This is a genomic window from Winogradskyella sp. (assembly GCF_965656915.1).
Lineage (GTDB): Bacteria > Bacteroidota > Bacteroidia > Flavobacteriales > Flavobacteriaceae > Winogradskyella.
The window spans coordinates 26,842-51,517 of sequence record NZ_CBFHMI010000006.1; the positions used below are offsets into that span (position 1 = coordinate 26,842).

Sequence of the window (24,676 nt, forward strand, 5' to 3'; positions counted from 1 at the left end):
AATGATTGCTAATGCCAACTGAATCTATATGATTTTGTTATTTTTAGCGTTGTTAGTGACGATATGAAACTACGAGCAGAACATTTAATGAAGTCCTACAGCGGACGTAAAGTGGTAAAAGATGTCTCTTTAGAGGTTAATCAAGGAGAGATCGTAGGATTACTTGGCCCAAACGGAGCTGGTAAAACCACTTCATTTTATATGATTGTAGGTATCATTAAACCTAATGGTGGTAATATTTATTTAGATGATACTAATATTACCAAATACCCAATGTACAAACGTGCACAAAATGGTATTGGTTACCTTGCTCAAGAGGCTTCAGTATTTAGAAAATTGAGTATAGAAGATAATATTTTGAGTGTGCTACAACTCACAAAGTTGAGTAAAAAAGAACAACACGAAAAAATGGAATCTCTTATTGAGGAATTTGGTCTGGGCCATATTAGAACCAATCGTGGTGATTTATTGTCTGGTGGTGAAAGACGACGAACAGAAATTGCACGTGCGCTAGCTACAGATCCAAATTTCATTTTATTAGATGAACCATTTGCTGGTGTAGACCCAGTTGCGGTGGAAGATATACAACGTATTATCGCTAAATTGACTAAAAAGAATATCGGTATTCTCATTACCGACCATAACGTACAAGAAACTTTAGCTATTACAGACCGTACTTATCTAATGTTTGAAGGTGGTATTTTAAAAGCTGGTATTCCTGAAGAATTGGCTAGTGATGAAATGGTTCGTAAAGTTTATTTGGGTCAAAACTTTGAACTGCGTAAGAAGAAGTTGTTGTTTTAGGTATTATCTTTTAGAATTGTATCTGATTTTTTTATATAGCCAAATTGAACTGAAAATAATAATGGTTTGTATTAAAAGATTAATTATAAAAAATGTAATTGCAGAAATAGTACCGGAACTTGCATAAAATGGTAAATCTCTACTAAATATACTAATTGGCAAACTAAAAATAAACATTAATCTTGAAGTCAAGATTGATAAATCTGAGTTTGATTGTGATAAAAAAACGTCAATTAATCCAATCGTAAATTCAGTTAAAAAAAGAAAAAAGAATACTATTATAAAAAACTTAGTATTTATTGTTTTCATAATTACAAGTATTATTGTTTGAGTCTACTATATCTTGTTTATTTATTTTTTTGATAATAGTCTTGCACAATAGCTTCACTAATTAAAAAAGCAAATACCTGAAGTAGAAAAATAAGCAAGTTCTCTAAGCACCTATGCATTAGGTTCACTTTTCGCTTTTTTCTTTGGTATTAGCAATTTTACTACTTTAACAACCAGCAAACAAACGACACCTACCGCAAGACCTATTATAAAGTCTCTCAATATTTCTGGAAGTACTTCTAACACATGATGTAGGTGTTCAATATTATGAACAAAAATACCGCCTGCAACGAGTAAAAGTGCCAAGGTACCAATGACGGATAAGGATTTAATAATCCATGGTAGTGCTTTTGTTAAACCGACACCAAAATTATATACAAAGCCTGATTTAGAATTGCTTTTTTGAATAAGTTTAAGACCAATATCATCCATACGTACAATGAGTGCTACAATACCATAAACACCAACTGTTGCAATTAATGCAACAATAGAGACGACAATGATTTGAGTAGTTAAAGTTTCGTTTACAACCGCTCCTAATGCAATAATCACAATTTCTACAGAAAGAATAAAGTCTGTTATAATTGCAGCTTTTATTTTAGACTTTTCAATGTTCAGCAATTCTTCCTTAGAAATATCTAATTGTGCAGCCACAACTTTTTCTTCATTTCGATGCAATAAGAATTCATAAATTTTCTCTGCTCCTTCATACGCCAAATAAAGTCCACCTAGCACTAAAACTACAATAACCAGTTTAGGGACAAAAGCACTCATGAGAAATGCTAATGGCAAAATAATTATTTTATTTACTAACGATCCTTTTGAAATTGCCCAAAGAACCGGAAGCTCTCTTGATGGGCTAAAACCTGATGCCTTTTCTGCATTTACAGCCAAATCATCTCCTAAAATACCTGCTGTTTTTTGAGTAGACACTTTGGTCATTGTAGCTACATCATCCATAAGTGCAGCAATATCATCTAGTAATGCAAAAAAACCTGATGCCATTTTTGTTTATGATTCTTAATTAGTGAATATTTTTTCTATCTAATAATGACAGAATTATATAAAGTCCAACTATAAGTGGTATAGCCGCAAATTGTAAGACAATGAGCGCTACTAAGCTCAATATTAAAAATATGTAACGTGTTCCATTGTTTTTAAAACTCCAGTCTTTAAACTTTAAGGCGAATAACTTAATATTAGAATTCAACAAATAACAACTTAATAAAGTCAACTCAGTTAAAAACCATTTATTTATAATAATAGAATTCATAATGTCGTTATTCTGATACTCAAGAATAAGCGGAAATGCTAATATTAATAGGGTATTTGCAGGTACAGGCAAACCTTTAAAATAGGTTTGTTGATCTTCATCTAAATTAAATCTTGCTAAGCGATATGCTGATGCTAATGGAATAAGCAACCCAATTAAAGGAAGTACAGAAAGTTTAAAACCTTTCCAATGCATTACGGAATTCCAGCTTTCTGTATAAGATGCAAAATCAGGCGCATCAATAGTTAAGGATATTAATTTAAACATAATTATTCCAGGCACTACACCACTTGTCACTAAATCTGCCAAAGAATCTAACTGTATTCCTAGTGGACTTTGAACGTTTAATTTTCGAGCTAAAAGGCCATCGAAAAAATCAAAGAAAATTCCAATAAACACAAATATTGCAGCTGCAACAAAATTGCCATAAACCGCAAAAATCACTGCAATACATCCAGAAAATAAATTGAATAGTGTTACAAGGTTTGGAATATGACGTTTTATACCCATAAATTTAATTTACGTAAAAATATAAAAGTATTTGAGTCTAAAACAATAAGAACCTACTTTTCAAGTTAAATAGATAGAAAAATATTGTGCATCTTTGTAAAAAATTTTGCTGTTGAAAAATTACTATGTAATTCTCTTAACGCTCGCTACGCTATTTGCTTCGGCTCAAACCACAAGAAAGTATTCTAACGAATTTATGAATATTGGTGTTGACGCTGCTTCATTAGGCATGAGCAATGCTGTAGTGTCACAAACATCTGATGTGAATTCCGGGTATTGGAATCCGGCAGGCTTAGTGCATCTTGAAGACAGCCAATTAGCATTAATGCATTCTAGTTACTTTGCCAACATTGCCAACTACAATTACATAGCGTTTGCGATGCCTTTAGATGATAGAAGCGCTGTTGGAATTTCACTTATTAGGTTTGGTGTAGATGATATTTTAGATACTACACAGTTAATCGACGATCAGGGCAATATTAACTACGATAGAATTAGTACGTTCTCTACAGCAGATTATGGTCTCACATTTTCTTATGCCAGAAAACTTCCTTTAGACGGATTAAATATTGGTGTGAATGGAAAAGTGATTAGACGAATCATAGGCGATTTTGCCTCGTCTTGGGGTTTTGGTCTTGATGCTGGTATTCAGTTTGAATCCAAGACAAATTGGAAATTTGGGTTAATGGCAAGAGATATTTCTACGACTTATAATGCATGGTCTATCAATGAAGAAAAGTTCGAAAATATTAGTGGTGCAGTAGATGGACAGAATCAAGAATTACCAGAAACAACCGAAATTACAATTCCGAAATTACAACTAGGAGCATCAAAAAAATGGATTTTTAATTATGATTATTCATTACTAGCCGCGGCTAACTTAAATGTACGATTTGCAGAAAATAATGATGTTTTTTCAAGTTCTTTTGCAAGTATTAATCCTGCTTTAGGATTTGAATTTGGTTATACCGATTTGGTGTTTCTAAGAGGTGGTGTTGGTAACTTTCAATCGGAACGACAACTAGATAACTCTGAAGATCTTACATTTCAACCTAACTTTGGTGTTGGTTTTAAATATAAAGGTATACAAATTGATTACGCGTTCACAGATATAGGCGATCAGAGTGCCGCACTCTATTCAAACGTATTTTCATTAAAAATAGACTTTAGCGTCTTTAGATAGATTTTGTTAATGGAACTAAAACTATATTCTTTCTTAATCTTTTTTATTGGGATGATAGGATATTCACAACAATTTCCATTATCACCAAATGCCGAAGTATCAGTACTAACGGTAGGTCCTGGTGAATCTTTAAATGATGCTTTTGGTCACAATGCTTTTAGGATAAAAGATAGCCAAAGAGGTCTTGATGTTGTTTTTGGTTATGGTGAATACGACTTTGATGCTCCAAATTTCTATTTAAAGTTTGCACAAGGAAAATTGAACTATCTCATTAGTAAAAATAACTTTTCTGATTTTTACAGATTTTACATTAAGTATGATAGAACGATTAAAGAACAAAGATTAAACCTAACTGCTACTGAAAGGCAACGTCTTTACGACTATTTATTAAACAATTATAAACCAGAAAACAGGAAATATCTTTATGATTTTTTCTACGACAATTGTGCCACTAGAATAAGAGACGTTGCAGAAATTGCATCAAAAAATAATATAACCTTTACTACACCAGAAGATTTTAAACCTAAAAGTTTTAGAGAGCTCATTCATGATCATGTTGGTTTAAACACTTGGGGAAGTTTCGGTATAGACTTAGCATTAGGCTCTATTATAGATAGAGAAGCTACAGCTTATGAGCATATGTTTTTACCAGAATACATCCACTTATTCTTTGAAAATGCCAAGGTCAAAGACTCTAAAAATCTTGTAAATAAGTCCACAACAATTTATCAGCAGAAGAAAAAGCGGTCAGAACTAAATTTTTTACTCAGTCCACTTTTTATCATGTTGTTGTTTGCAGCATTAATTATATATATTACCTATAAAGATTTTAAATCAAAGTCCAGAACTAAGTGGTTAGACACTATACTTTTTGTCGTTACCGGACTTATTGGAGTAATTGTATTTTTATTATGGTTTGCAACCGATCATACAGCGACAGGATATAATTACAATATGCTATGGGCTTTTCCTCTTAATTTATTTATGATTAGTCAATTATTTAAAAAGGATATTAAAAAATGGTTTAGGGCTTATATAAAGTTTTCATTACTTATGCTAATACTTATGACACTACACTGGTTAATAGGCGTACAAGTCTTTGCAATTGCCTTGATACCAGTTCTTGTTGCTTTAATAATCAGATACTTTTTTCTTCTGCAACATTTTCAAAAAGCATAGTCCTAACTTATTGTCCTCGGTAGTATAGAATTGTACTTAAGGTTTTTATAGAAATACTAAAATCTAAGAATATACTTCTATGTTTTATGTAGTAGAGATCGTATTGTAGCTTGGTAAGGCTATCGTCTATTGAAGACCCATATCTGGTATTTACTTGTGCCCAACCTGTTAATCCTGGTTTAATAATATGACGTGTTTCGTAAAATGGAATAATACAAGATAATTCATTCACAAAAAATGGACGCTCTGGTCTAGGGCCAATGATACTCATTTCGCCTTTTAAAACATTATAGAATTGAGGAATTTCATCGATACGTGTTCTTCTTAAGAACATACCAAAAGCCGTAATTCTTTTATCATCTATTTTAGCCCATTTAACACCATCCTCTTCTGCATTTACGACCATGGTTCTAAGCTTTATTATTCTAAACGATTTACTATTTCTTCCCACACGTTCTTGTGTGTAAATTAGCGACCCTTTGTTACCTATAACATTTCCTATTAATATAAATGGTAATAGAAAAAGTCCACTAATTAAGCCAATTATTGCAAAACCAATATCAAAAGCACGGTGAAAAAATATGTATAATTTATTTTCATTGCTTCTACTAAAAGGAAAGTATTTGTAAAAGTCTTTACCAACAAATTGAATTGGTACTTTATGAAGCAATTCTTCATAGACTTGCGTATATTCTCTAATCTTGAAACCCCGTTCTAACAATAACATTAAATCATGGTAGACTTCTGCAATAATGGCTTCAGTACTAGAACTAGCAACTAAAACTTCAGATATTCTCTCTCTTTGAATAATCTCTAAAAAATCTTTTGCAGCAAACTCCTTTAAGCCTTTAAATTTTATAGATTCTGTGGTAGTAGCCTCACTATTAATAAATCCTACAATTTTATAATTAGGATCTGACGCATCTAAGGCTTTAACTAATCCATCTATATTAGAAATCTCACCAACTAATAAAACACGTTTGTAAAATCTTGGCGATTCAACAAGGTTGAGGTATAATATTCGCCATATTAAAATTGAGATAATTATTACGACATACAAATACACTATTTGCATACGTTCTTCTGGCAAATAAGGAGATAGAACAGGAGTTAAAAGATAAAACAGTACTACGGTTGATGCGGTAATAACAATATTACTGAATGTAGTGTCTAACTTACTGGCTTTTTGTAAATCGTATAGCTCGAAAATAGTTCCAAAAGTCGTTATATAAGCAGCAAGTAGAACAACTGCGACACTATTTTCTGAATTTATAACTACATAGTCGAAGTCAAAAAACAAGCCTAAAAGATAAATACCTATGAGAACCATGACTAAATCCATGATTCTAAGAAGAATCTTACGTTCGGAAACTTCAAAATGTATTCCTTTTTTATGCTCCATTTGTCAGATAAACTATACCGTAAAGATAAAAAGTCTAAATGATTATAAAATTCTTATTAGGACAAAAGCGAAATCCATTTTGCTTTTACCATATTCCAATCAAATGATTCTGCTTTTTGTCTTGCATTACGAATTAGTTTTTGACGCAAAGTTTCATTAGCTGCTATGAGTTTTATTGCATCTACCATGGCGCTTGCATTATTCACAGGCACTAACAATCCATCCTCTAGATCTGAAATTAAATAAGGTAGACCACCAGCATTAGTAGATACAATAGGTAATCCTAACGCCATTGCTTCAATAATGCTAACAGGAGTATTATCAAAATTGGTAGTATTAATAAAAATATTGAAGTCTTTTGCCGTTTCAATCCACTGTCTCTTTGACAACTTACCAGTGAATTTTACTTCTAAATTATATTGTTGAGCTTTCTGTTTTGTAAGAGCTAAAGAACCATCTATTTCAGGTCCAATCATTGTTAACTCAGACTTTAAACCTTGATCTTTTAATTTTTTGAGCACTTCTATCGCCAATTCTGGATTATAAATTGAAGAAAATGATCTCACCCAAAGTAATTTAATTTTATCAATTTTGCGGTTTGCGAACTTGTAATTATACATATCGATAGAATTAGGTATATGTATAATAGTTTTGTAACCATGTGATTGAAAAATTGTTGCTAAAAACTTTGAGGGAGCGACCAGTTGATAGGCATTTTTAAAAATAACACGACTTAATTTTGGATTGCTTTTAAGCCTATTTTCTAGATTTCCTCCATGCAAGATTGGTATATATTTCAACTTAAAAAGCCTGCACAGTTGACTTATAATTAGTGCAAAATAGAAGTTAGTAGTGCTGTAAGTATCTATTAACACATAGTCTGCCTTTGACTTATTTGAAAAGACTAATTTCATCATATCAAAAAGTCTAAAAACTTTATTAGACTTATTTGATGCTACTTTGATTGCACAAACTTCCTTTAAGTGCGCACTCAATGTTTCAATAGTCGTGATAGTTTTACCACTATTTGATAAGGCGTTTCCTATATAAAGGACGTTTTTCATTTTTAATATTGATTAGCGCCAAAGCATAAAAAAATGCAGGACCAGCAAGGCGCATAGCTGAGTGATTAATTGTAAGAAACCAAAATGCTAAAAACGCATAGAAATAAATATTTTTTTTGTTTTTAGCCCTATATGATAATGGCGTGAAAATAAGTATCAGTAAAACAACTATACCTAAAAAGCCATGTTCAGAAAGTGTTCTACTAATCTCATTGTGAGACACAATCATCTCTCCATTATCTCGTCTGTATTTTGTGTTACTTGCGCCAATTCCCAAAAAGGGGTTTTCAATAAAGCCATCTAGCTCATTCATCAGCAGTTCTACTCTACCAGTCGTTAAATCTTCTTTCTCTCTACCTAATGAATCCTGATTTGCATAACGCTTATCAATAAGTCCCATTGTAGTTGTAGAACTGATTACCCATGTTATAATCAATGCTGTAATAAATAATGCCGTTGAGCCAATTAATTTATTCTTTAGATGTGGTCTGGCTCTAGCGTATACAATTATAACAAATGCAAGAATAGTTATTATAGCAGCTAAGACACCACCTCTACTAAAAGTAACTAATGCACGGTAAGAAATTAGAATTAATAAGACTATATTAAAAAGTTTCAATCCAATATTTGGTGATTTTAGTAGTAACCTAACCGTAAATGCAAACATCCCTAATCCCAGAATTGTTGCAACTTGATTTGGCCCAAAACCACCCGACGAACTAAAATTCGATGCCGTGTTTGTAATTGTTTCTTTCACACTTGGGTTATAAAAAAACAAATAAAAGGTTATACTAACTATTGGCAATGACAGGTAGTTGAGCATTTGTATAAGCTCTTTGTTTTTTACTGATCTATCATAAAAAAATAAAGACGCTAAGCCTAAACAGACTGGTCCACTTAAAACGAATGCTAAATTTGTCCTGAAGTTAGCATCGAATCTTAAATTTATTGATGCTGTGAAAATTGCCGGAACCAATAAAATAAGATACAAAAAGTATGGATAGCCTTGTCCTTTAACACCTTTAAAGAACATTCCCATGAGTACAAATAGTATAATTAAATATTTTGAGGCTTCGTACGCTATTCCACCCTTTGTCATTCTAAAAAGCACCTCGGCACCTACAAAATAAGCACAAGCGTTCATTATGGCTTGTGTTTTCATAGATTTTGGAGCAACAACAATGTAGGCAATAAAATAAATCATAGCTACATTAAAATAAACCTTAGCCAAAGGTTTAAAAGCGAAGATTAAGAATGCAATTGCAACATGGACTAAAACCCAAAAAATGTATTTACTGTCTAAATTCAATTAGAAATGATATTTAATCCTATTCTGCTCTAAGATAATGCAGATTTTCTGGATTTAAACATCTTTCTATAATCATGTAATGGAAATTTATATTTATAACTCTTTCCAATTAGAAAAATATAAAAGTGTACTAAAAAAATTGGGGTTTTAGACGGAAAGAATTTTAAGTATTTATCATAAGTTTTGTTCTTATATTTTGAAATTAAGAAGGGTGTCGCATATTTATTAAAGTAATAATTCTGAATTTGCGTATCATCACCAACATTTTCAAAAAAAGCATCATATTTTAGCCCTTCATCTAAATAAAAAACCTCAAGTGCTGAAAGTGGCTTATCTTTACTAAAAGTGTAAAAGGTAATACATCGAGAAACATCTATTAAAATCCATTTGTTTAATTCTTTTGAAAATATTTCATTCGCTGCATGACCTCCATATTTCTTATCAAAAGGAATAACGGTTATTCCCCATTCTTTTACTAGTAAATCGTTAATAACACAGAAGTTATTATACACCTGAGATAGATCACTACACACACCACCTTTTCCTTCTAACATGTCGGATAACGCTATATCTGAAGGTAAACTTAATCCAGATCCTCCTTTAATATTTTTTCTTAACCAGCTAGAAATATGTTTTGCTTTTTCTAGATCAGTTTTAGGGTCTAAACCTTCAAATATCTTTTTATTGACCTCGAAATAAATCTGTGGGATTTCAGTTTTTGGATTGTAAAAATTATAGGTTTCTTTATCTACCTCATCTTTTGTAGAGTTATGGGAAAGCAACCTGAATCTTGCATAATACAAAAAAGAGTGTCTTCTTAAAATCCAGGAAAGTTTTCTCAATTTCAATGAGTAAATTGTAAATGTTTAATAGCGAGTTAAATATAAATAAATTTGGTAAACTTCACCTAATTTCATAGACTAACGTACTTTTTAATTTAGTAAACAACAATTTTTAGTCGATGAAGTATAAAGAACTAATATGCGAATACCATTTTATGGTATGAAAACTAACCCTGTTTAATTAGTTCATTTATTCGATGGAGGTAATAATCATAGGTGAATTTTTTAACAATTTCTTGATTATTAATTAGTATTTGTTTGTATTCTTTTTGAGGCAATTTTATGGCTTTAGTTATCATAGCCATCACATTTGCTTCAGTTACTGGATTAATTAAAAAACCATTTTCGCCATCCTTTACATACTGCCCAATTGAAGATATAGCTGAAACTATAGGTGCACAACCGAAATTCATGGCTTCCGCAATTACCTTTGGAAACCCTTCAGACGCTGTTGTAGGCATTAGAAAATAATGAGATTGCTTATATATTTCAAATACCTTTTCAGTAGGAAGAAAACCATGAAAAATAAAATTTAATCCTTGCTTTTCACTTATTTGTTTAAAATAGCCCACGTCTACCCCATCACCAACTAAATGGATTTCACCAACTTTGGTTCTAATATCGTCTGGTAATTTATTAAAGGCATTTATGATCCGTTCTACCCCTTTTTCCTTTTCTAATCTGCCTACGTAACAGAAATTTAATGTTTCCTCTTTATGTTTACTAGTTACAATATCCACACCTTCCAAGATATCTTTATCAACTAAACACGGATTTTCAAAACTTAAACAATGCTCTTTTTGATTTTCCCAAGCCCCATTTATGGTTACACTTCTTTTCTGTCTTTTTAATAAAAACCGTTGTATGGCATATCCTGATGGTGCTGGATTTTGTTTCCAATTACCAGCATATTTAAACCACCCTTTCTTTTTTGAAAACAATGTGAGGTAGGGAATTAGAAAAACCCCAATTCCTGTCGGTGCTCTTAATTGAAAGCAGTCCGTTTTTGCTAATGTTTTATTAACTATTCTTATAACTCGAGGAGCAGAAAACAAAACATTTAATTTAGCCAAAATGCTTTCACCACCAGTAGGCTTAATTGGTACAAGTTTTATATTATCATTAGTGTAAGGCAATGAACTCTTTGGTGCTTCTTCATCATAAAACATAGCGATATGATGGATTTCTTCAAAAATCTCTGCGAGATGATTAATTTCTGTAATCGTCGGTCCCCAACCCACTATAGTTCCATCTCGCAGTTTGTAATGCTCTGTATGTGATATGATGGTTAATTTCAACTCATTTTATTTTTTGAATTTAGCAACGACTCATAAATTGACAAACACTGTTTGAGGTAATTTTCTTCTGAATAATTTTCTTCATAGAATTTACTTAATTGATTCACATAGATATCTCTTTTAAGGACAATGTCATTTATACTATCAATCCAAGAATTAACAATAAAGTCATTTTGAATAAATTCAGGAAAGACTGTTTTTACTTGTTTTGCTACTTCGCCAGTATTATAGGTAATGAAGGGTAAATTCTTACTCATATATTCAATAGCAACCAATGGTCCTGTTTCTGAATCAGCACAATGTATTGCCAGATGATATTGCAATAATTTAGAGTGAACAGAATTACAATTTGTTACTACTGAAACTCTATCAGCGATATTATTATTATCAATTAGAGCTATAACTTTATTGTAGTAGTCAGTATCAACGATTTGACCGTAAATGGTAAACCTATAACTGTGAGGTAACACTTTAATAAGTTCAATCAGGAATTCATAATTTTTCTGTGGTCTAAAATTTCCAACAGAAACTATATTTACGGTATTTAATGACAAGTTAATCTTTTCATTTTTTAAACTAGTTCTAACTATATTACTTAATTTAAGAACATTAGGATTTAAATCATTAGATACTGCCCAGTCCTTCAGCTGTTCACTCACACCAATATAGCCTGTGCACTTCTTTATAGCTTTTCTTAGACTCTCAGATATGCTCTTATCTTCATTTATTTTACCATAATGATCATGAAATAAAACAACTTTCTTCTTGCCAATCTGTGTAACATAAAATAATAACGATACATATCTTAAAACTTGACGTAGGTGAATGTGGATGACGTTAAATTGCTTAAGTACTTTATATAATCTTATTATGTATATAGGATTAAACTTGTTTTTTCGTCTTAAATAAATAATTGGGATTTGCTTATTTAATTGGGTATCTAAAACTGATTCGTCAAGTAAGCAAAGTACAGTTACATCATGTCCATGTTCATGCAACAAGTTAGAGATATCTACCAGTACACGCTCAGCACCACCTACATTTAATTGATCTATGACTTGTATTATCTTCATTAATGTAAAGCTTCAATTAAAGGACCTTCTTCAATTTTATCAGTCGCTAATCGCCAGGATTTATTCACCTGAAACAAAATAATTGGTAACATAAAAACTGATAATACGGCACCAATGAACATTAGAAATTTATTGCCTTTATAACGGTAAGGCATTATGGATTTAGGTACTGTCTTTAACAATTCTAATTTAGCTCTTTTATCACCAAAATATAGTCGGTATAAATATAATACGCTCGGTATTGGTCTGGGGTCTAGCCATTTTTTAGGTCTAAATCCATCCCAACTTCCCATTTCTCTTAAGCCACCACTACCTACTTTTAGATGTAGTCTTTTAGCGAAAGGATTAGATATATTTAAAAAGCCATTGACATGTGCTCGTAATCCAAACTCACCATCTCCCATACGTTGTTTTTCAAACTGCCTGTCAAACAAGCCTATAGTTTTAAAAATTGACTTTTTTAACATCACATTACCTGTATCTAACTGATCTGAACGTCTAAAGAAGCTATAATTTTCAGGTACCTTATCACCTACTACACTAATCGATACACCAGATGAAATATCAGCATTAAAATAATCTATACATTTTAAATGATTTGTAATCCAATCTGTTTCTACTCTGCTATCATCATCATATAAGAGAATGTATTCGCCTTTACTAAGTTTAATAGCATTATTTCTCGCCGACCAAAGCGCAAGCTCTTCTTGATACTTTACAGTTAGGTTAAGGTTGAAATCACCATAAAATTCTTGATGAAAAGGTTGAGATTGATCAATTACAATAACTTCAAAGTTTTTGTAATCCTGATGTACTAAGTCTCTTAAACCGTCTTTTAAATATTTATATCTGTTTAGTGTTGGGATGATAACACTGACTAATGGTTGTTGCTGTATTAATTGAGATTCAAAGCTCTTCCAATCTAGATGCTTTATTGGTCTTGAATGAAGATTTGATCGTTTCGTGTTTCTTGTTTGGACATATGAAACAATATTTTTTACAGGATTCTTAAATGAAAAGAGTCTTAGCACTAAGATGTATAATGCCCAAACCGAATTGAAGTATTTTCTAATAAAACGATATTCATCACCTAGAGGTACTTCTTCAAATGTTTTATAAGTCTTAGCATTTCCAATATAACCTAATTGAACGGCTTGCCAGGATAAGTCATAGCCTCTAGCTATATTACTCTGATAATCTTTATCTACTTGTAACTGAATTTTAATTTCTTCTTCAAGAAATTCTACAACGGGAAATATAGATGCATGATTAACCGTACTGTGTGTAAAGTAATTGGTTGGTTGAATATATTTTAAAAATTGAAAAAGCAAGACTTTAGTTAATTGAATTTAATAGTTCTTTAAAGTACGGTTTTAATTGCAGCTTAGTTTCCCAGAGTTCTCTGTTTTTTTTAAATTGATTATTAAGTTCTAATTCACTCAGTTTACTATGGTATTCCAATACTTTTTCTACAATTTGGTTTCTTTCCTTATACTCAACCCAAACCACATGGTCTTTCCAATTAACTGAATTATTGAGTGGCAATATACAATCTGTATTCACAAATATAGGAATCCTACCCATGGCTAAAGTTTCATATAATCTCACAGAAAAATCACCAGCTCCTCTCACACATAGTACGTAATCAGAATTTAAAATATTATCAAAAAATTCCAGAGTTGTTTTATGTGTATTCTTTTTATCGTTAGTGTTGATTCCCGCTCTATATTTTTTTCTAATGATGAAGTTAGAATTTACTCTTTTATCCTTAAGTATTTTATAAACGAGTGTAGCTCTAAGGAATTTTGGAGCCATCAAAGCATGTGGAGTCTGCCATCTCACTTTTAGATAATAAAGTATATTTTTTAAAGATGTTTTTAAGATATCTTTTACTGCCTCAACTTTACTTTTATTAGCTTGTCCGCAAAAGCCGATAACTGGTTTTGTTTCATAAGAACGTTCAGATATTTTAGTAGTATTATAATATGTTTTTAAAGTATCACTAATAAAAACTGGCATTGCATAATGCTGACTATTAAGTTTAGACGCATAGCCTTGCGCTCTTAGAACGATTACATTTAAATCCTCAGGGATGTCCATACCGTTATCACCTGAAAGCAAAACAAGAACAGGTATATTGAGTTTATTTGATTTTTTAATAAAATCTGCAGCAATTTTTAGCTCATCCATTATTCTATAATACCACCATGACATAGTGAGAATTGCAAAATCAGACTCATTAATGTTCTCGTAAAATATAAAATCTTTATCGGAAACTCCGTAATGAGATATTCGTTCTTTATCAGTAAACGTCGAAGGCTTAATAAAAGGCTTTAATAAGGGAAAAAGATGTCCTCTTTTTTTAGAATTGTAATGGTCTTTAGGGTAATAAAGCTTCATGAGTTAAAAATACAAAACTTACAATAGCGAAAGGGTATTTAAAATTTATAAAAATCAATAAAATCCTTTACTTGTTTCTCTAAAGTAAATTTTTCTTTCACTCGTTTTTGTGCAGCCTCTTTTATTATATTTTTATCAAATTCTGGGAGTTGTAGTACTTGAAGTATCTTAGTCTCAAAAGCATTTTTTTCAATTGGGTAAACCAGCCAACCCGTTTTGTTATGTTCTATGTTCTCTTTTAATCCGCCAACATCTGAAGCTATTGTTAAACAACCTAATGCCTGGGCTTCTAATACAGCATTGCAAAATCCTTCATTATAACTAGTTTGTAAGTAAATGTCTGAATTTTTTATTTTTGACAAAACATCGAAATGTGATAGTTTGTCCATTAAAACAACATTTTTTTGTAATCCTAATTGTTCAATTAAGAATAAGTAACGTTCCTTTTCTTTTTGATTGCCACCACCAATAATCTGATATGTCAAATTAGGATAAACTTTAACTAAACCAGACATGAGTTCTATTGCCACTGATAAATTCTTTATCCAATTTAATCTTGCCACAGTACAAATTGTTATTTGCTTATTGGCCTCAGTCTTATAATCAACCAAATTATTAATTTGCTCAAAAATAACTGCAGGTGTAATAATCTGGTAAGGCTTTTTATTATTTAAACCTAACTTATACGCCTCATTAAGTAAGTATTTTGATATACTATGTACCTTATCAACGTTTTCCCATAATCTTGCATAACAATTTGAGTTCTTTAACGGATAGACATTTATATCAAAACCTCTTAAACTCACCGCCATCTTTGCACCAATTGCCTTAGCAACAGATTCACTGCCAATAGCTTGAGTTGCAAAACCAAAATGCAAAATATCGACTTTAGATTTTAAAATATGACTATTAAGATAAATCTTCTTTAAGATATGGTTTGGAGAAGAACCGGATAGCTTTTCTAGCTTATAAAATCGATTAACTTTATTAAAATGTGGTACTAATGATGTGAACACAAATAGCGATTTTAAGAAAAATAAAGCTTTATTCTTGATTACTTTTGGCATTTTCTCTACCCTACACAAACTAAAGTTTTCTCGGGTTTCCCTCACAAATAAAACTATATTGAAACCGTTTTTTTGAAGCCCTTTTATTTTACTGTTGAAAAAGGTTTCAGAATAATTAGGTGTAGAAGGTAGTACAAAACCAATTTTCATTTTGCTGTTTTTTCAAGACAGTTATCTAATAAATTGTGTAAGATTAAATTTTCTTAATATTTCAGTAATTTTAGCTATATCTTCCTCATTTTTATACTGTTTGAATCTATTTCTTATTTCACTTTCAGGATGTGTTTTAGAAGATGGCCTTGTGTAAATACTCTTTATACTTTTTAATGGCTTCAATCCAAAATCATCGCATAACTTATAATACATATTTATATCAGAAATTAAGTCTTCGTAACGTAATATTTTAAATGTTTCTGAGAGTTCTTCTTCCTTTTCTAGGATAAAAATATTTTCAATGCACCACCTTAAGCACAAAATTTCAACTTTTGTAAAATTCTCTAATTCAGACCAATGAAAACCATAATTTCTCGCCAATAAATCAGTTAATAATTTCTGTCCTCTAAAATGTTCCAAATTATACAACCAAGGAAATTTTACCCTGTTTTGAGAAAATATAACATCATAAGGATTTCTGATAATATAAAATACAGGAATATTAAATTGATTATTGATTAAAGGTAAACTCAAATTACATCTTACAAATTTTATAATATACTTTTTAGGTATAATAGGCCATAAATGCATTTTTAATTTTCTATTACTTAGTTGTGCAATCCAATCATTATCAATTTGATTACTAAAAACCTTATGAAAATAATCTTCCTGATATTGTGTCTCATTTGATTCTGTAATATACTTATCACAAATCAAATGTCCATTTTCGGTTTGAAACTCGTGTTCTGGTTCAAATAGTATTCTATAACGAAATTGCAGACCAATTATTTCTGCTAACCAGCTTGTACCACTTCTGGCAGATCCAGCTACAACAATATGTTTATTGTAATTTTTCAGACGCGAAATAGTTTAAACTAAACCTAATTCAGTAGTTTCAAATATAAATCTTTGTAGGCACTTATTTCCAATTGCTTGGAAAAACGTGAATTTACATTTTCAATTGCACTTTTTGATAAACGCTTATACAACTGAGAATCGTCTTTAAGAACTCTAATTTTCTCAATTAAATCATCTAAAGATTTATATACATATCCACCTCTATTAGCTTGTAAAATATATATTGTGCCACCACCTGAGTCAGAACTTAAAACTGGCACACCGCAGGCTAATGCTTCGAGAATACTCACTGGTAATCCTTCTTGTTTAGAAGACAGCACAAATAAATCTTGCTCCGACAAAACTTTTGGAACGTCGCTATTTTCAACAAATCCTTTAAAATGAACCCTTTGGTTTAAATCTAATTTATCTATAAGTTTATTTAACTCAACCTTGTATAGTTTATCTGCTCGACCATATAATTCTAATACAACATCATCGGGTAGTTGATGTAAAGCCTTAATAATATCAGCTTGATTTTTATTTGAGGTTATATTTCCTATACTACAAATTTTAAACTTAACTGAAATTTTAGGCTCTTGAGGTTTAAATACATTCAAATCAACTCCATGAGGAATAAAACTAATCTTTCTACTAATAAACCAAGATTTAAAAAATCGATTTTTCATCTCTGGATTATCATAAGCAATATGATGTGCTAATAATCCTTTTAAATACCATCTTCTAGACCATGCATTATTCTTTTTTGTAAACAAATATTTTATACCTGCCAGATGACAGGATAAAGCTTCAACCAAATTAGATTTATAGTCCCAAGAGTGTAACAAATCAATATTATACTTTCTTAATATTTTTGAAAAATATATGGCATCATTTATTGTCTTACCCGAGAAATGAAGATGAATTATTTTTGACTTAGGAAAGGAACTAGGAACTAATTCTGGAAAATTTTCGACTGCTATATACACATTAATTTGAGATGAGATTAAAGCTTCAGCAATCGAAAGCAGAACATACTGGCTACCTGCGGTTTTAAAATTTGGTATTGTATATAATATTCTAATGGTTACCCAATGTATTATGGTTAGAATGCCATAAAGATAAGGTTAAAAGCATACTTAAAGGATGCGCATAGTTAATTTTATTAGTATCCATAAAATTTCTATATATATTGTTAATAATAGGCTTATGGACTAAGGTATCTAATCCCGTATTAAACAAGTATTTCTTAAGATTTGTATCATTAGACTCGCCAACAAATTGAAGTTCCCAATTACGTTGAACATAGGGTTTACCAGTGGTTTTATTCAATATTCGGCTTAGTTTACTAAAAACCCTGTATGGTAAATTATATGGTGTTTTATTCAAGTGGTAATTATAGAGGTTAAATGGTTTATGTTCTTGCCATGTAATTTTCGCCAATGCTTGGTTTCGTTTTTTTAAATAACCTATCTGTAATTTTCTATTTCTTAAAAGGTCTTCAGGAATGGTGCATATAAACTCACATATTTTGTTATGATAATATGGCAATGTTATAGGTGCTGTTTTTTTGAAGATAGATAAATTTATGGAAGTCCACCTTGGAGCCCAATACAAGGATTTAAATGCCCTAATTTTTGCACTAGAGTTTTCAATAACTATTGTATCTAATAATGATTTTATTTTATCTCTTAAATAATCTTCAAAATTGCCTTCTAGCGACCAAGACTGCCATAATTGAGAAGCTAATTCTAGCCCTCCTTTTTTTACAATCTTTTTTAAGACTAACTCTAATTCTTCGTTCTCTGATATTTGTTTATCTGTTGTGCTATCAAATAATACATCTCCCCAATGCCCCAAAGAAAAAACATCACCTTTAACTTTCAACTGATTTAAAACAGCCATTTGCCTTGCATGGGTAAACTCAGCATAACAACCATTTATTTTAGACAGTTCTTCTATCTTATCCCAAAGATAGCCTGTAGTTATTTTAAAGGCTTTAAACGGAAAATTGCAAGTATCCGCAATTTGCTTGGATATTTTAGCTTCATCGTATCCATTTTCAAAAGAATAACTATAAACTTCAACATCCTTGCCCAGATGATTTAAAGCTACTGCTTGTGTTCTAGAGTCTAATCCTCCAGATAATGGTAATATAACTCTCTTGTCTCCTACTTGTTGGTCTATGATAGATTCAAAAAGTTCAGAAAACTCATTAAGAGTATCCTCGAAACTGATATCTTTTGGCGAATAATGCCATTGAAACCAAGGTTCACTTTTTACCAAATAACCAGATTCGTCAATTGTATTAACTGTGGCAGGTTTTAAACAAACTTCATCTTTATAATACGTATCCTGATCTAAGAAAAAACCTATTGCGGCAAATACACATATTGCTTCGTAATTCAACACGTGGTCTCCTTTAACTTTTGCAAAAGTCTGAAAGTTAGGAATAATATCTGTTTGTATGGTTTTCACTAAAAAATACTCTGATTATTTATGTTTTAAACTTCCATAATATAAATCTTCAAAATCAGCTGTCATTTTCGTTATATTATGATTTTGCTCTACTTTTTCTCTAGCTCTCACTCTAAGCGCATTAATTTTTTCTAAAGATAGCGTATCGAAATCTTGTATCTTTTTGCTTAGCGCATTCGCATCTCTTATAGGTACTAAAAATCCTGTTTCATTACCTGTAACTAACTCAACTACTCCTCCACAACGTGTACTTAAAACCGGAAGTCCAATTGCCATTGCTTCAATTACTACATTGGCTATTCCTTCTGCTATACTAGGTAAAACTAGCAAACCTGAATTAGCCATTAATTGATAAACTTCTTTCTGTGGTACAGAATCTGTAATAGTAACATATTCTTGGAGATTAAAATCATTAATCATGTATATCAACTCCTCATTGCCTTTAGCTCCTATTATAGTATAATGAAAATTAACGCCATTTCTTTTTAAATCCTTGCAAGCTTTTATCATGTAGTCATAACCTTTAATCCAATGTGGTCTACCTACAGAAATTAATTGTAGTTTATCTGTTTTTTTATATGAACAAATACTAGGGAAATCCTTGAAATTAAAACCTGAATAAATCACCTTATCTATTTTTGAAGGTGATGCATACAATACATTACTTTTTTCTTTTATGGCTTCACTAACAGAATGAAAGCCTCTAATTTTTGGAAATAAGGTCTTTAGATAAACTTCATTTTCTGCATTTACAAATGGTCTTACATTTAATTGATATCCTAGCTGACTTAGCACTACATTATAGCTGTTTTCTTTAAGGATAGTTTTACAATAAGGCAATAGCGATATCCATTGCACATGAACTATATTGGGCCTAATATTTTTTAAAGCCAGATTAAAATTTAAATGTTTTAAACCTGAAGTATCAATTCGAGCTATTAATTTTAAAGACTTTATATAGTCTAAAAATCCACTTTTTTTAAACAAATTTCTAAAACTAAAAACTAGACTTCTCCAAAGCAGATTTAATTTATTGCTTTGAGTACCCAGATCTATATACTTAACTCCTTTAATTTTTTTATCTATTCTAGTATCAAAACCTAACACATATATCTGATGCTTTTTACTCAAACTTTTTATGACAGTATTAATAAAAGGTCTGGTATTAAAACTACCATCAAATATTACTATTTTAAGCTTAGGTTTCAATTTCTTATTTTATGGTTATTTTGGCAAATACTTTATTAACACTGGTTATTACGGTAATTGTATCATGCTTTCTTTTTTGAAAAAGTAAATTTCTATTCTTTTTGAGCTTATTAATTTCCTTTTCATTAAAAAGAATATATTTTTTAAAATAATCTTCTAATTGTTTTGAACTATACAAACCTGAGTTTACAATATCACGGCACAACATTTTTATACCTTCGATGTTGTTACCAGAAAGAAAAGTATTGGGGTGCTTTTCAAAGTTTTTAAACTTCTTTATAAAATCATCTGAATCGTACATGTGGTAATGAAGCATTCCAACTTTCTCAATTTGATTTGTTAGATCACCATCATTATAAACGACTCTATGAACATTTTTTGGAACAATTTCTTTGGAGGAGTTAACTCTAATTGCGGTTTTCCCCAAATGCTGTCCATACCAATATGGAAATTTATGAAATTTATTCTCAAAAGGATTAAGTAACTTTTTATATATCCTATCGATTCTATTTTTCAACTGAGGCGAAGACTTAAAAAGGATAGCTTCTTTAAATACATTTTCAAAATGTAGTTGGGTCTGTAAAATCTCAAAAGGCTTAAAGTTTACCACATCATAAGTTTTCGGTATTTTACGAAAGAAGCTTTTCAAGTTACTGCACTCGGTTTTGTGAGTTATAATTAACTCATCCGCGTCAATAGATATGAGCCAATCAATATTTTGTTTTTTACATTTTTGAAGAGCATCGTAGGTATTCAAGCACTGTCTAGCTGTATGATGTTCTTTGTAATTATTTATAAAATTCTTTAAGCATACCAAAGATTGGTATATATCCTTTTCTACTGAATTCGATTTTTCAACGTAATCTAAGTCTTTAATTGATTCGTAACTAGCATCTGTAGTTCCATCAAAATAAACAAAAGCTTTTTCAATACCTATTACTTTATGATACAGTAAGTTTTCTCGAAGAATACGCTCCTCATTCTTAACGGTAATTACAAGACCTATTCTCATAAGAGTGACAGAATTTTTATATTTTTTGAGCAAAAATGCAATGATGCAACCCAAATCCGAATTTAGATAACAAAGTCTCTCTAAATTTTTTCAAACCTATTTTATTGCAAGCACCAACAAACCATCGATTATTTATTATCTTATAGTAGCTCTTATCTCCAAAATTATACACTATACTTTCATATTTAATAATTTTAAAATTATTCTTTTTTAATAAATTAGTTAACTCTGCTTTAGACAAGGGAAGTTCTATAGGCTGATTAGACCATGTTTTACCATCTGTCATATGATCTAAAGTAGTTTTATTTGGTGTAGTAAGTATTAAATATCCATCAGGTTTTAATATGTTATTACACACATCAATATACTTCTCTTTGTTTTCTATATGCTCTATTACTTCCTGAGATACTATGACATCATATTTGTTATTCTTAAAATTAAAAGTTAACACATCACCCTGTTGGTAATTAACATTTGGATATAATCTATTTGATTTATCAACTGCGAATTGGGATAATTCAATAGCATCAGTAGTTCCAAATTGTCCTAAAAAAGCACTCAGCCTTCCATCTCCTGAACCTAAATCTATGATCAAAGGTTGCCTCCTTTTGCGTTTTACAACAGTGAAATACTCAAGAATTTTTACACACCTTCTCAATTGTAGACTATTGAGTAATTTATTTTCATCCCAATACTCATCATAAAAGGACTTCTGGCTTTCTATTTCCATAATAGAGACTTAGTCTTTTTGGTTATCAATTTTTAATAGGCAATTTCCTTTATTTTTAATTCTTTGATAGTAGGAAAATAAAAATCTTTCATACTTACTGAACAACTTAGAATTGATGGCTTATCTCTTAAAAAATTAATTTGATTTATATCATCCAGGGGTTCTGGCATATTTAAGCCTACTGAAAGATAATAATCTCTAAATTTAAAAATAGGTTCATTAGATTGAGGTTTGACAAATATAGATGGTTTCCCTAAGGCATGACTAAAAATTATTCCATGAAGAGAAGAAGAATATACAACCTCAGATCTTAGGATTTCACTTGCTAATTTTAAGGGACTGGTATCAATAGTCACATGTTTTATATCTTTAGGGTATTTTTTCTTGTAAACTGCTTCATCTCTAAAGTGAGGAATAAATATAATTTGTTTATTCGAACTTTTAGAAATATCTATGTTATAAACTTCTTTTATTAACAAGCCAGGATCATATTCAAATTTTAAATTAGATAAATCTGTATTATACTTTTCAAAAAACTCCCTCGTTAACGGCCCTCTGACCCCATATACTTTAAGATTACTAAGTAGTTCCTTTTTAGAACTTAAATCATTTCCCTTCCAACCAATTCCATTTATAATATCACCTTCTTTCACCCTATTCATAACAGAACCTACAAATAATATCCTATTGCCTTCACCTTTAACATTTTCAATATCTTCATTATAAATTTTTTTTATTAAATCAACATTGAACATATCACCAGCATTTCCATACTTAAAGAATTCCTTTTTTTTGTACATCAGCTTATTCTTAAAATAGGTGTAATTAGAAACATTACGTTGATCCCAATAATAAGTTCTTATTCCCATAACTTGTTTTTGTCTACTTTGATTATATTATATTCCACATCATTAATACCGTAACTGACTATAATTTCATCTTTTAATTTCGATAATCCTGAAAAATATGTGCATGAAATCAATTGATTGTTAAACTTATGTCTATCTCCGAACAAAGATTTAATTGAATGGATAAGAAACCACTTTTTGCCTAGTTCGATTCTAGGTTCATTTGATAAGGAAAATTTTATTGGCCTTCCAAGATACATTCTAGATCCTTTAAAGGATACTTTTTTATGAGATATACCCAAAATTTCACCTTCAAAGTTCAAGAGTTGAGTTCCAATTGAATGATTTACTAAGCTTTGTTTCTTATCCTGATAATAAATTTCAAATCTTATAAAATCCTTACCTATATTACAAGCTTTTATAATTGTCAAGGGATTTAGACTGTAAAGTGCATAAAGGTCATTCTTATAATAATAAAATGCCCAATTTTTTTCGATATTCGCCCGTTCATCGAACTTACAGGTAAAATGTTCATAGACACCTTCTTTTGTCAAAGAAAATAAAAATAATTTATTAAATTTATTAAATTCTCTTCCCGTATTAAAGGTCCCAAAGACTCTATTATTCATCAAAAAGAGTTTAGGGTCTGCAACTTTATTTACTCCTAATTTCTTTTTAAAATAACTTGATAAATCAAGTGTATGTATATCAATATCGTTTTTCCAAATAAAAATTTTACCTTTTATTTCTCCTTCATCAGCAAGATATGTTCTCATTGCTAAATAGTGAGTATCATTAAAAAAGCAGTAACTAGGATTGAAGGTGTAAGTATATGTTGCAAGTATTTTTTTTAGTTTTGCTGGAAGAAAATTTGCTTGATATCTTTTTAAAGCTTTAATCATTAAACAGATATCTCCCTAACTTTAAAATTTTAGATTTTAACTTTATCTTACTCATGCTTATCGTATAATTTTCTTTGATAGTAATATTATAACCTTTTAATAGAGAATTTGCTACTAAAGAAGGATGCAAGTTTAATTTATTTTGCGTTTTTAAATAATTTTCTTCCTTTATTTTTTTTGTTCCTGTAAAATGCAATATTAAAGGTTTGTGCTTATCAATATCGAATAAATTTTCATATCTACTATTAAAATACCGATAATCATATAAGTCCATTTTATTTTTATAATTGATATTCTCTAGAAGATGATAAACCATTGCGTCTTGGTCTCCGTTAGAAAAGTAGCCCAATTCATCTCGCCACCAATCTTTAACGATTTTAAGGTCTGTGTTTAGTATATCTTTGAAGAATTTTTCAGAATCAGAATTGCTTTTGACAATAAATTGTCCTGAACTCAAAATAGTTTTTATGTTTTTAAAAGTAGGACTTTTGCAAAAGGATATAAAACTTCCATCCTTTGGGGCATAATTCATAATATCTGTTTCAAAATCAAAAAAGAAAGCGTCATCATCTATCCAAATAACATACTCAAAATTATTTAGATAGCTTAGGACATATACCACCTTGTTAAAATAATTATTGGTGTTTCTTGTTGGCCAATTGCAATGGACATAATTATAGCCATAGTAATCCGCATAAACTTTATGATTTATATAAGATTTAAATTTTGTCTCAGGATATCTTCCAGATATTATACAAACACTCATTTTATTA

General features: G+C 30.4%; 23 protein-coding genes. 3 read left to right on the top strand and 20 right to left on the bottom strand.

Annotated elements, in window-relative coordinates:
• Positions 1–63: 63 nt before the first annotated feature.
• A complete protein-coding gene (gene lptB / locus ACTG3Y_RS03405; protein WP_439151522.1) occupies positions 64–804 on the top strand; it encodes an LPS export ABC transporter ATP-binding protein in 741 nt (246 codons plus the stop codon).
• 441 nt (positions 805–1,245) lie between these two features.
• On the opposite strand, the gene ACTG3Y_RS03410 is transcribed toward lptB, so the two are convergent.
• Together ACTG3Y_RS03410 and ACTG3Y_RS03415 are read right to left on the bottom strand one after the other, a co-directional pair.
• Positions 1,246–2,139, bottom strand: coding sequence for a DUF808 domain-containing protein (locus tag ACTG3Y_RS03410; RefSeq protein WP_439151523.1), 894 nt, complete (start codon positions 2,137–2,139; stop codon positions 1,246–1,248).
• Between the two features lie 19 nt (positions 2,140–2,158).
• Positions 2,159–2,917 carry a CDP-alcohol phosphatidyltransferase family protein gene (locus tag ACTG3Y_RS03415; RefSeq protein ID WP_439151524.1) on the bottom strand — a complete coding sequence of 253 codons (759 nt, stop codon included), beginning with the start codon at positions 2,915–2,917 and terminating at the stop codon, positions 2,159–2,161.
• A gap of 112 nt (positions 2,918–3,029) precedes the next feature.
• Here ACTG3Y_RS03415 and ACTG3Y_RS03420 point away from each other — a divergent pair, with 112 nt between their 5' ends.
• The gene (locus tag ACTG3Y_RS03420) at positions 3,030–4,100 is read left to right on the top strand and encodes a PorV/PorQ family protein (protein WP_439151525.1); all 1,071 of its coding nucleotides are present in this window, start codon (positions 3,030–3,032) and stop codon (positions 4,098–4,100) included.
• 9 nt (positions 4,101–4,109) lie between these two features.
• Positions 4,110–5,279, top strand: coding sequence for a lipoprotein N-acyltransferase Lnb domain-containing protein (locus ACTG3Y_RS03425; RefSeq protein ID WP_439151526.1), 1,170 nt, complete (start codon positions 4,110–4,112; stop codon positions 5,277–5,279).
• Between the two features lie 7 nt (positions 5,280–5,286).
• On the opposite strand, the gene ACTG3Y_RS03430 is transcribed toward ACTG3Y_RS03425, so the two are convergent.
• From ACTG3Y_RS03430 to ACTG3Y_RS03515, 18 genes are all read right to left on the bottom strand, one after another.
• Positions 5,287–6,681, bottom strand: a complete 1,395-nt coding sequence (locus ACTG3Y_RS03430; RefSeq protein ID WP_439151527.1) for an exopolysaccharide biosynthesis polyprenyl glycosylphosphotransferase — start codon at positions 6,679–6,681, stop codon at positions 5,287–5,289.
• Positions 6,682–6,737: 56 nt separating this feature from the next.
• Positions 6,738–7,745 carry a glycosyltransferase family 4 protein gene (locus tag ACTG3Y_RS03435; protein WP_439151528.1) on the bottom strand — a complete coding sequence of 336 codons (1,008 nt, stop codon included), beginning with the start codon at positions 7,743–7,745 and terminating at the stop codon, positions 6,738–6,740.
• Positions 7,705–9,054 (bottom strand): O-antigen ligase family protein, encoded by a 1,350-nt coding sequence (locus ACTG3Y_RS03440; RefSeq protein WP_439151529.1) that lies wholly within the window; start codon positions 9,052–9,054, stop codon positions 7,705–7,707. The genes ACTG3Y_RS03435 and ACTG3Y_RS03440 overlap by 41 nt, the downstream gene beginning before the upstream one ends.
• A gap of 29 nt (positions 9,055–9,083) precedes the next feature.
• Positions 9,084–9,896, bottom strand: a complete 813-nt coding sequence (locus ACTG3Y_RS03445; protein WP_439151530.1) for a transglutaminase-like domain-containing protein — start codon at positions 9,894–9,896, stop codon at positions 9,084–9,086.
• Between the two features lie 167 nt (positions 9,897–10,063).
• On the bottom strand, positions 10,064–11,194 hold the full coding sequence (locus ACTG3Y_RS03450; RefSeq protein ID WP_439151531.1) for a glycosyltransferase: 1,131 nt from the start codon (positions 11,192–11,194) through the stop codon (positions 10,064–10,066).
• Positions 11,191–12,267, bottom strand: a complete 1,077-nt coding sequence (locus ACTG3Y_RS03455; RefSeq protein WP_439151532.1) for a glycosyltransferase — start codon at positions 12,265–12,267, stop codon at positions 11,191–11,193. Before ACTG3Y_RS03455 ends, ACTG3Y_RS03450 begins: the two co-directional genes overlap by 4 nt.
• Positions 12,267–13,598 carry a glycosyltransferase family 2 protein gene (locus tag ACTG3Y_RS03460; RefSeq protein WP_439151533.1) on the bottom strand — a complete coding sequence of 444 codons (1,332 nt, stop codon included), beginning with the start codon at positions 13,596–13,598 and terminating at the stop codon, positions 12,267–12,269. The genes ACTG3Y_RS03455 and ACTG3Y_RS03460 overlap by 1 nt, the downstream gene beginning before the upstream one ends.
• A gap of 4 nt (positions 13,599–13,602) precedes the next feature.
• Entirely contained in the window at positions 13,603–14,667 is a 1,065-nt protein-coding gene (locus tag ACTG3Y_RS03465; protein ID WP_439151534.1) for a hypothetical protein, read from the bottom strand.
• A gap of 38 nt (positions 14,668–14,705) precedes the next feature.
• Positions 14,706–15,884: a glycosyltransferase family 4 protein gene (locus tag ACTG3Y_RS03470; RefSeq protein ID WP_439151535.1), complete on the bottom strand. Its 1,179-nt coding sequence runs from the start codon at positions 15,882–15,884 to the stop codon at positions 14,706–14,708.
• Positions 15,885–15,905: 21 nt separating this feature from the next.
• A complete protein-coding gene (locus ACTG3Y_RS03475) occupies positions 15,906–16,754 on the bottom strand; it encodes a sulfotransferase domain-containing protein (RefSeq protein WP_439151569.1) in 849 nt (282 codons plus the stop codon).
• Positions 16,755–16,768: 14 nt separating this feature from the next.
• Positions 16,769–17,836, bottom strand: coding sequence for a glycosyltransferase family 4 protein (locus ACTG3Y_RS03480; protein ID WP_439151570.1), 1,068 nt, complete (start codon positions 17,834–17,836; stop codon positions 16,769–16,771).
• Entirely contained in the window at positions 17,805–19,202 is a 1,398-nt protein-coding gene (locus ACTG3Y_RS03485) for an asparagine synthase-related protein (protein WP_439151536.1), read from the bottom strand. The genes ACTG3Y_RS03480 and ACTG3Y_RS03485 overlap by 32 nt, the downstream gene beginning before the upstream one ends.
• A gap of 15 nt (positions 19,203–19,217) precedes the next feature.
• Positions 19,218–20,411 carry a glycosyltransferase family 4 protein gene (locus ACTG3Y_RS03490; protein ID WP_439151537.1) on the bottom strand — a complete coding sequence of 398 codons (1,194 nt, stop codon included), beginning with the start codon at positions 20,409–20,411 and terminating at the stop codon, positions 19,218–19,220.
• 4 nt (positions 20,412–20,415) lie between these two features.
• Positions 20,416–21,477, bottom strand: coding sequence for a glycosyltransferase family 2 protein (locus ACTG3Y_RS03495; RefSeq protein WP_439151538.1), 1,062 nt, complete (start codon positions 21,475–21,477; stop codon positions 20,416–20,418).
• On the bottom strand, positions 21,440–22,153 hold the full coding sequence (locus ACTG3Y_RS03500; protein ID WP_439151539.1) for a methyltransferase domain-containing protein: 714 nt from the start codon (positions 22,151–22,153) through the stop codon (positions 21,440–21,442). The genes ACTG3Y_RS03495 and ACTG3Y_RS03500 overlap by 38 nt, the downstream gene beginning before the upstream one ends.
• Before the next feature lie 32 nt (positions 22,154–22,185).
• Positions 22,186–23,022, bottom strand: coding sequence for a polysaccharide pyruvyl transferase family protein (locus ACTG3Y_RS03505; protein ID WP_439151540.1), 837 nt, complete (start codon positions 23,020–23,022; stop codon positions 22,186–22,188).
• Positions 23,013–23,903 (bottom strand): hypothetical protein, encoded by an 891-nt coding sequence (locus ACTG3Y_RS03510; RefSeq protein WP_439151541.1) that lies wholly within the window; start codon positions 23,901–23,903, stop codon positions 23,013–23,015. The genes ACTG3Y_RS03505 and ACTG3Y_RS03510 overlap by 10 nt, the downstream gene beginning before the upstream one ends.
• Positions 23,896–24,669 (bottom strand): putative nucleotide-diphospho-sugar transferase, encoded by a 774-nt coding sequence (locus tag ACTG3Y_RS03515; protein WP_439151542.1) that lies wholly within the window; start codon positions 24,667–24,669, stop codon positions 23,896–23,898. Before ACTG3Y_RS03515 ends, ACTG3Y_RS03510 begins: the two co-directional genes overlap by 8 nt.
• Positions 24,670–24,676: the final 7 nt, after the last annotated feature.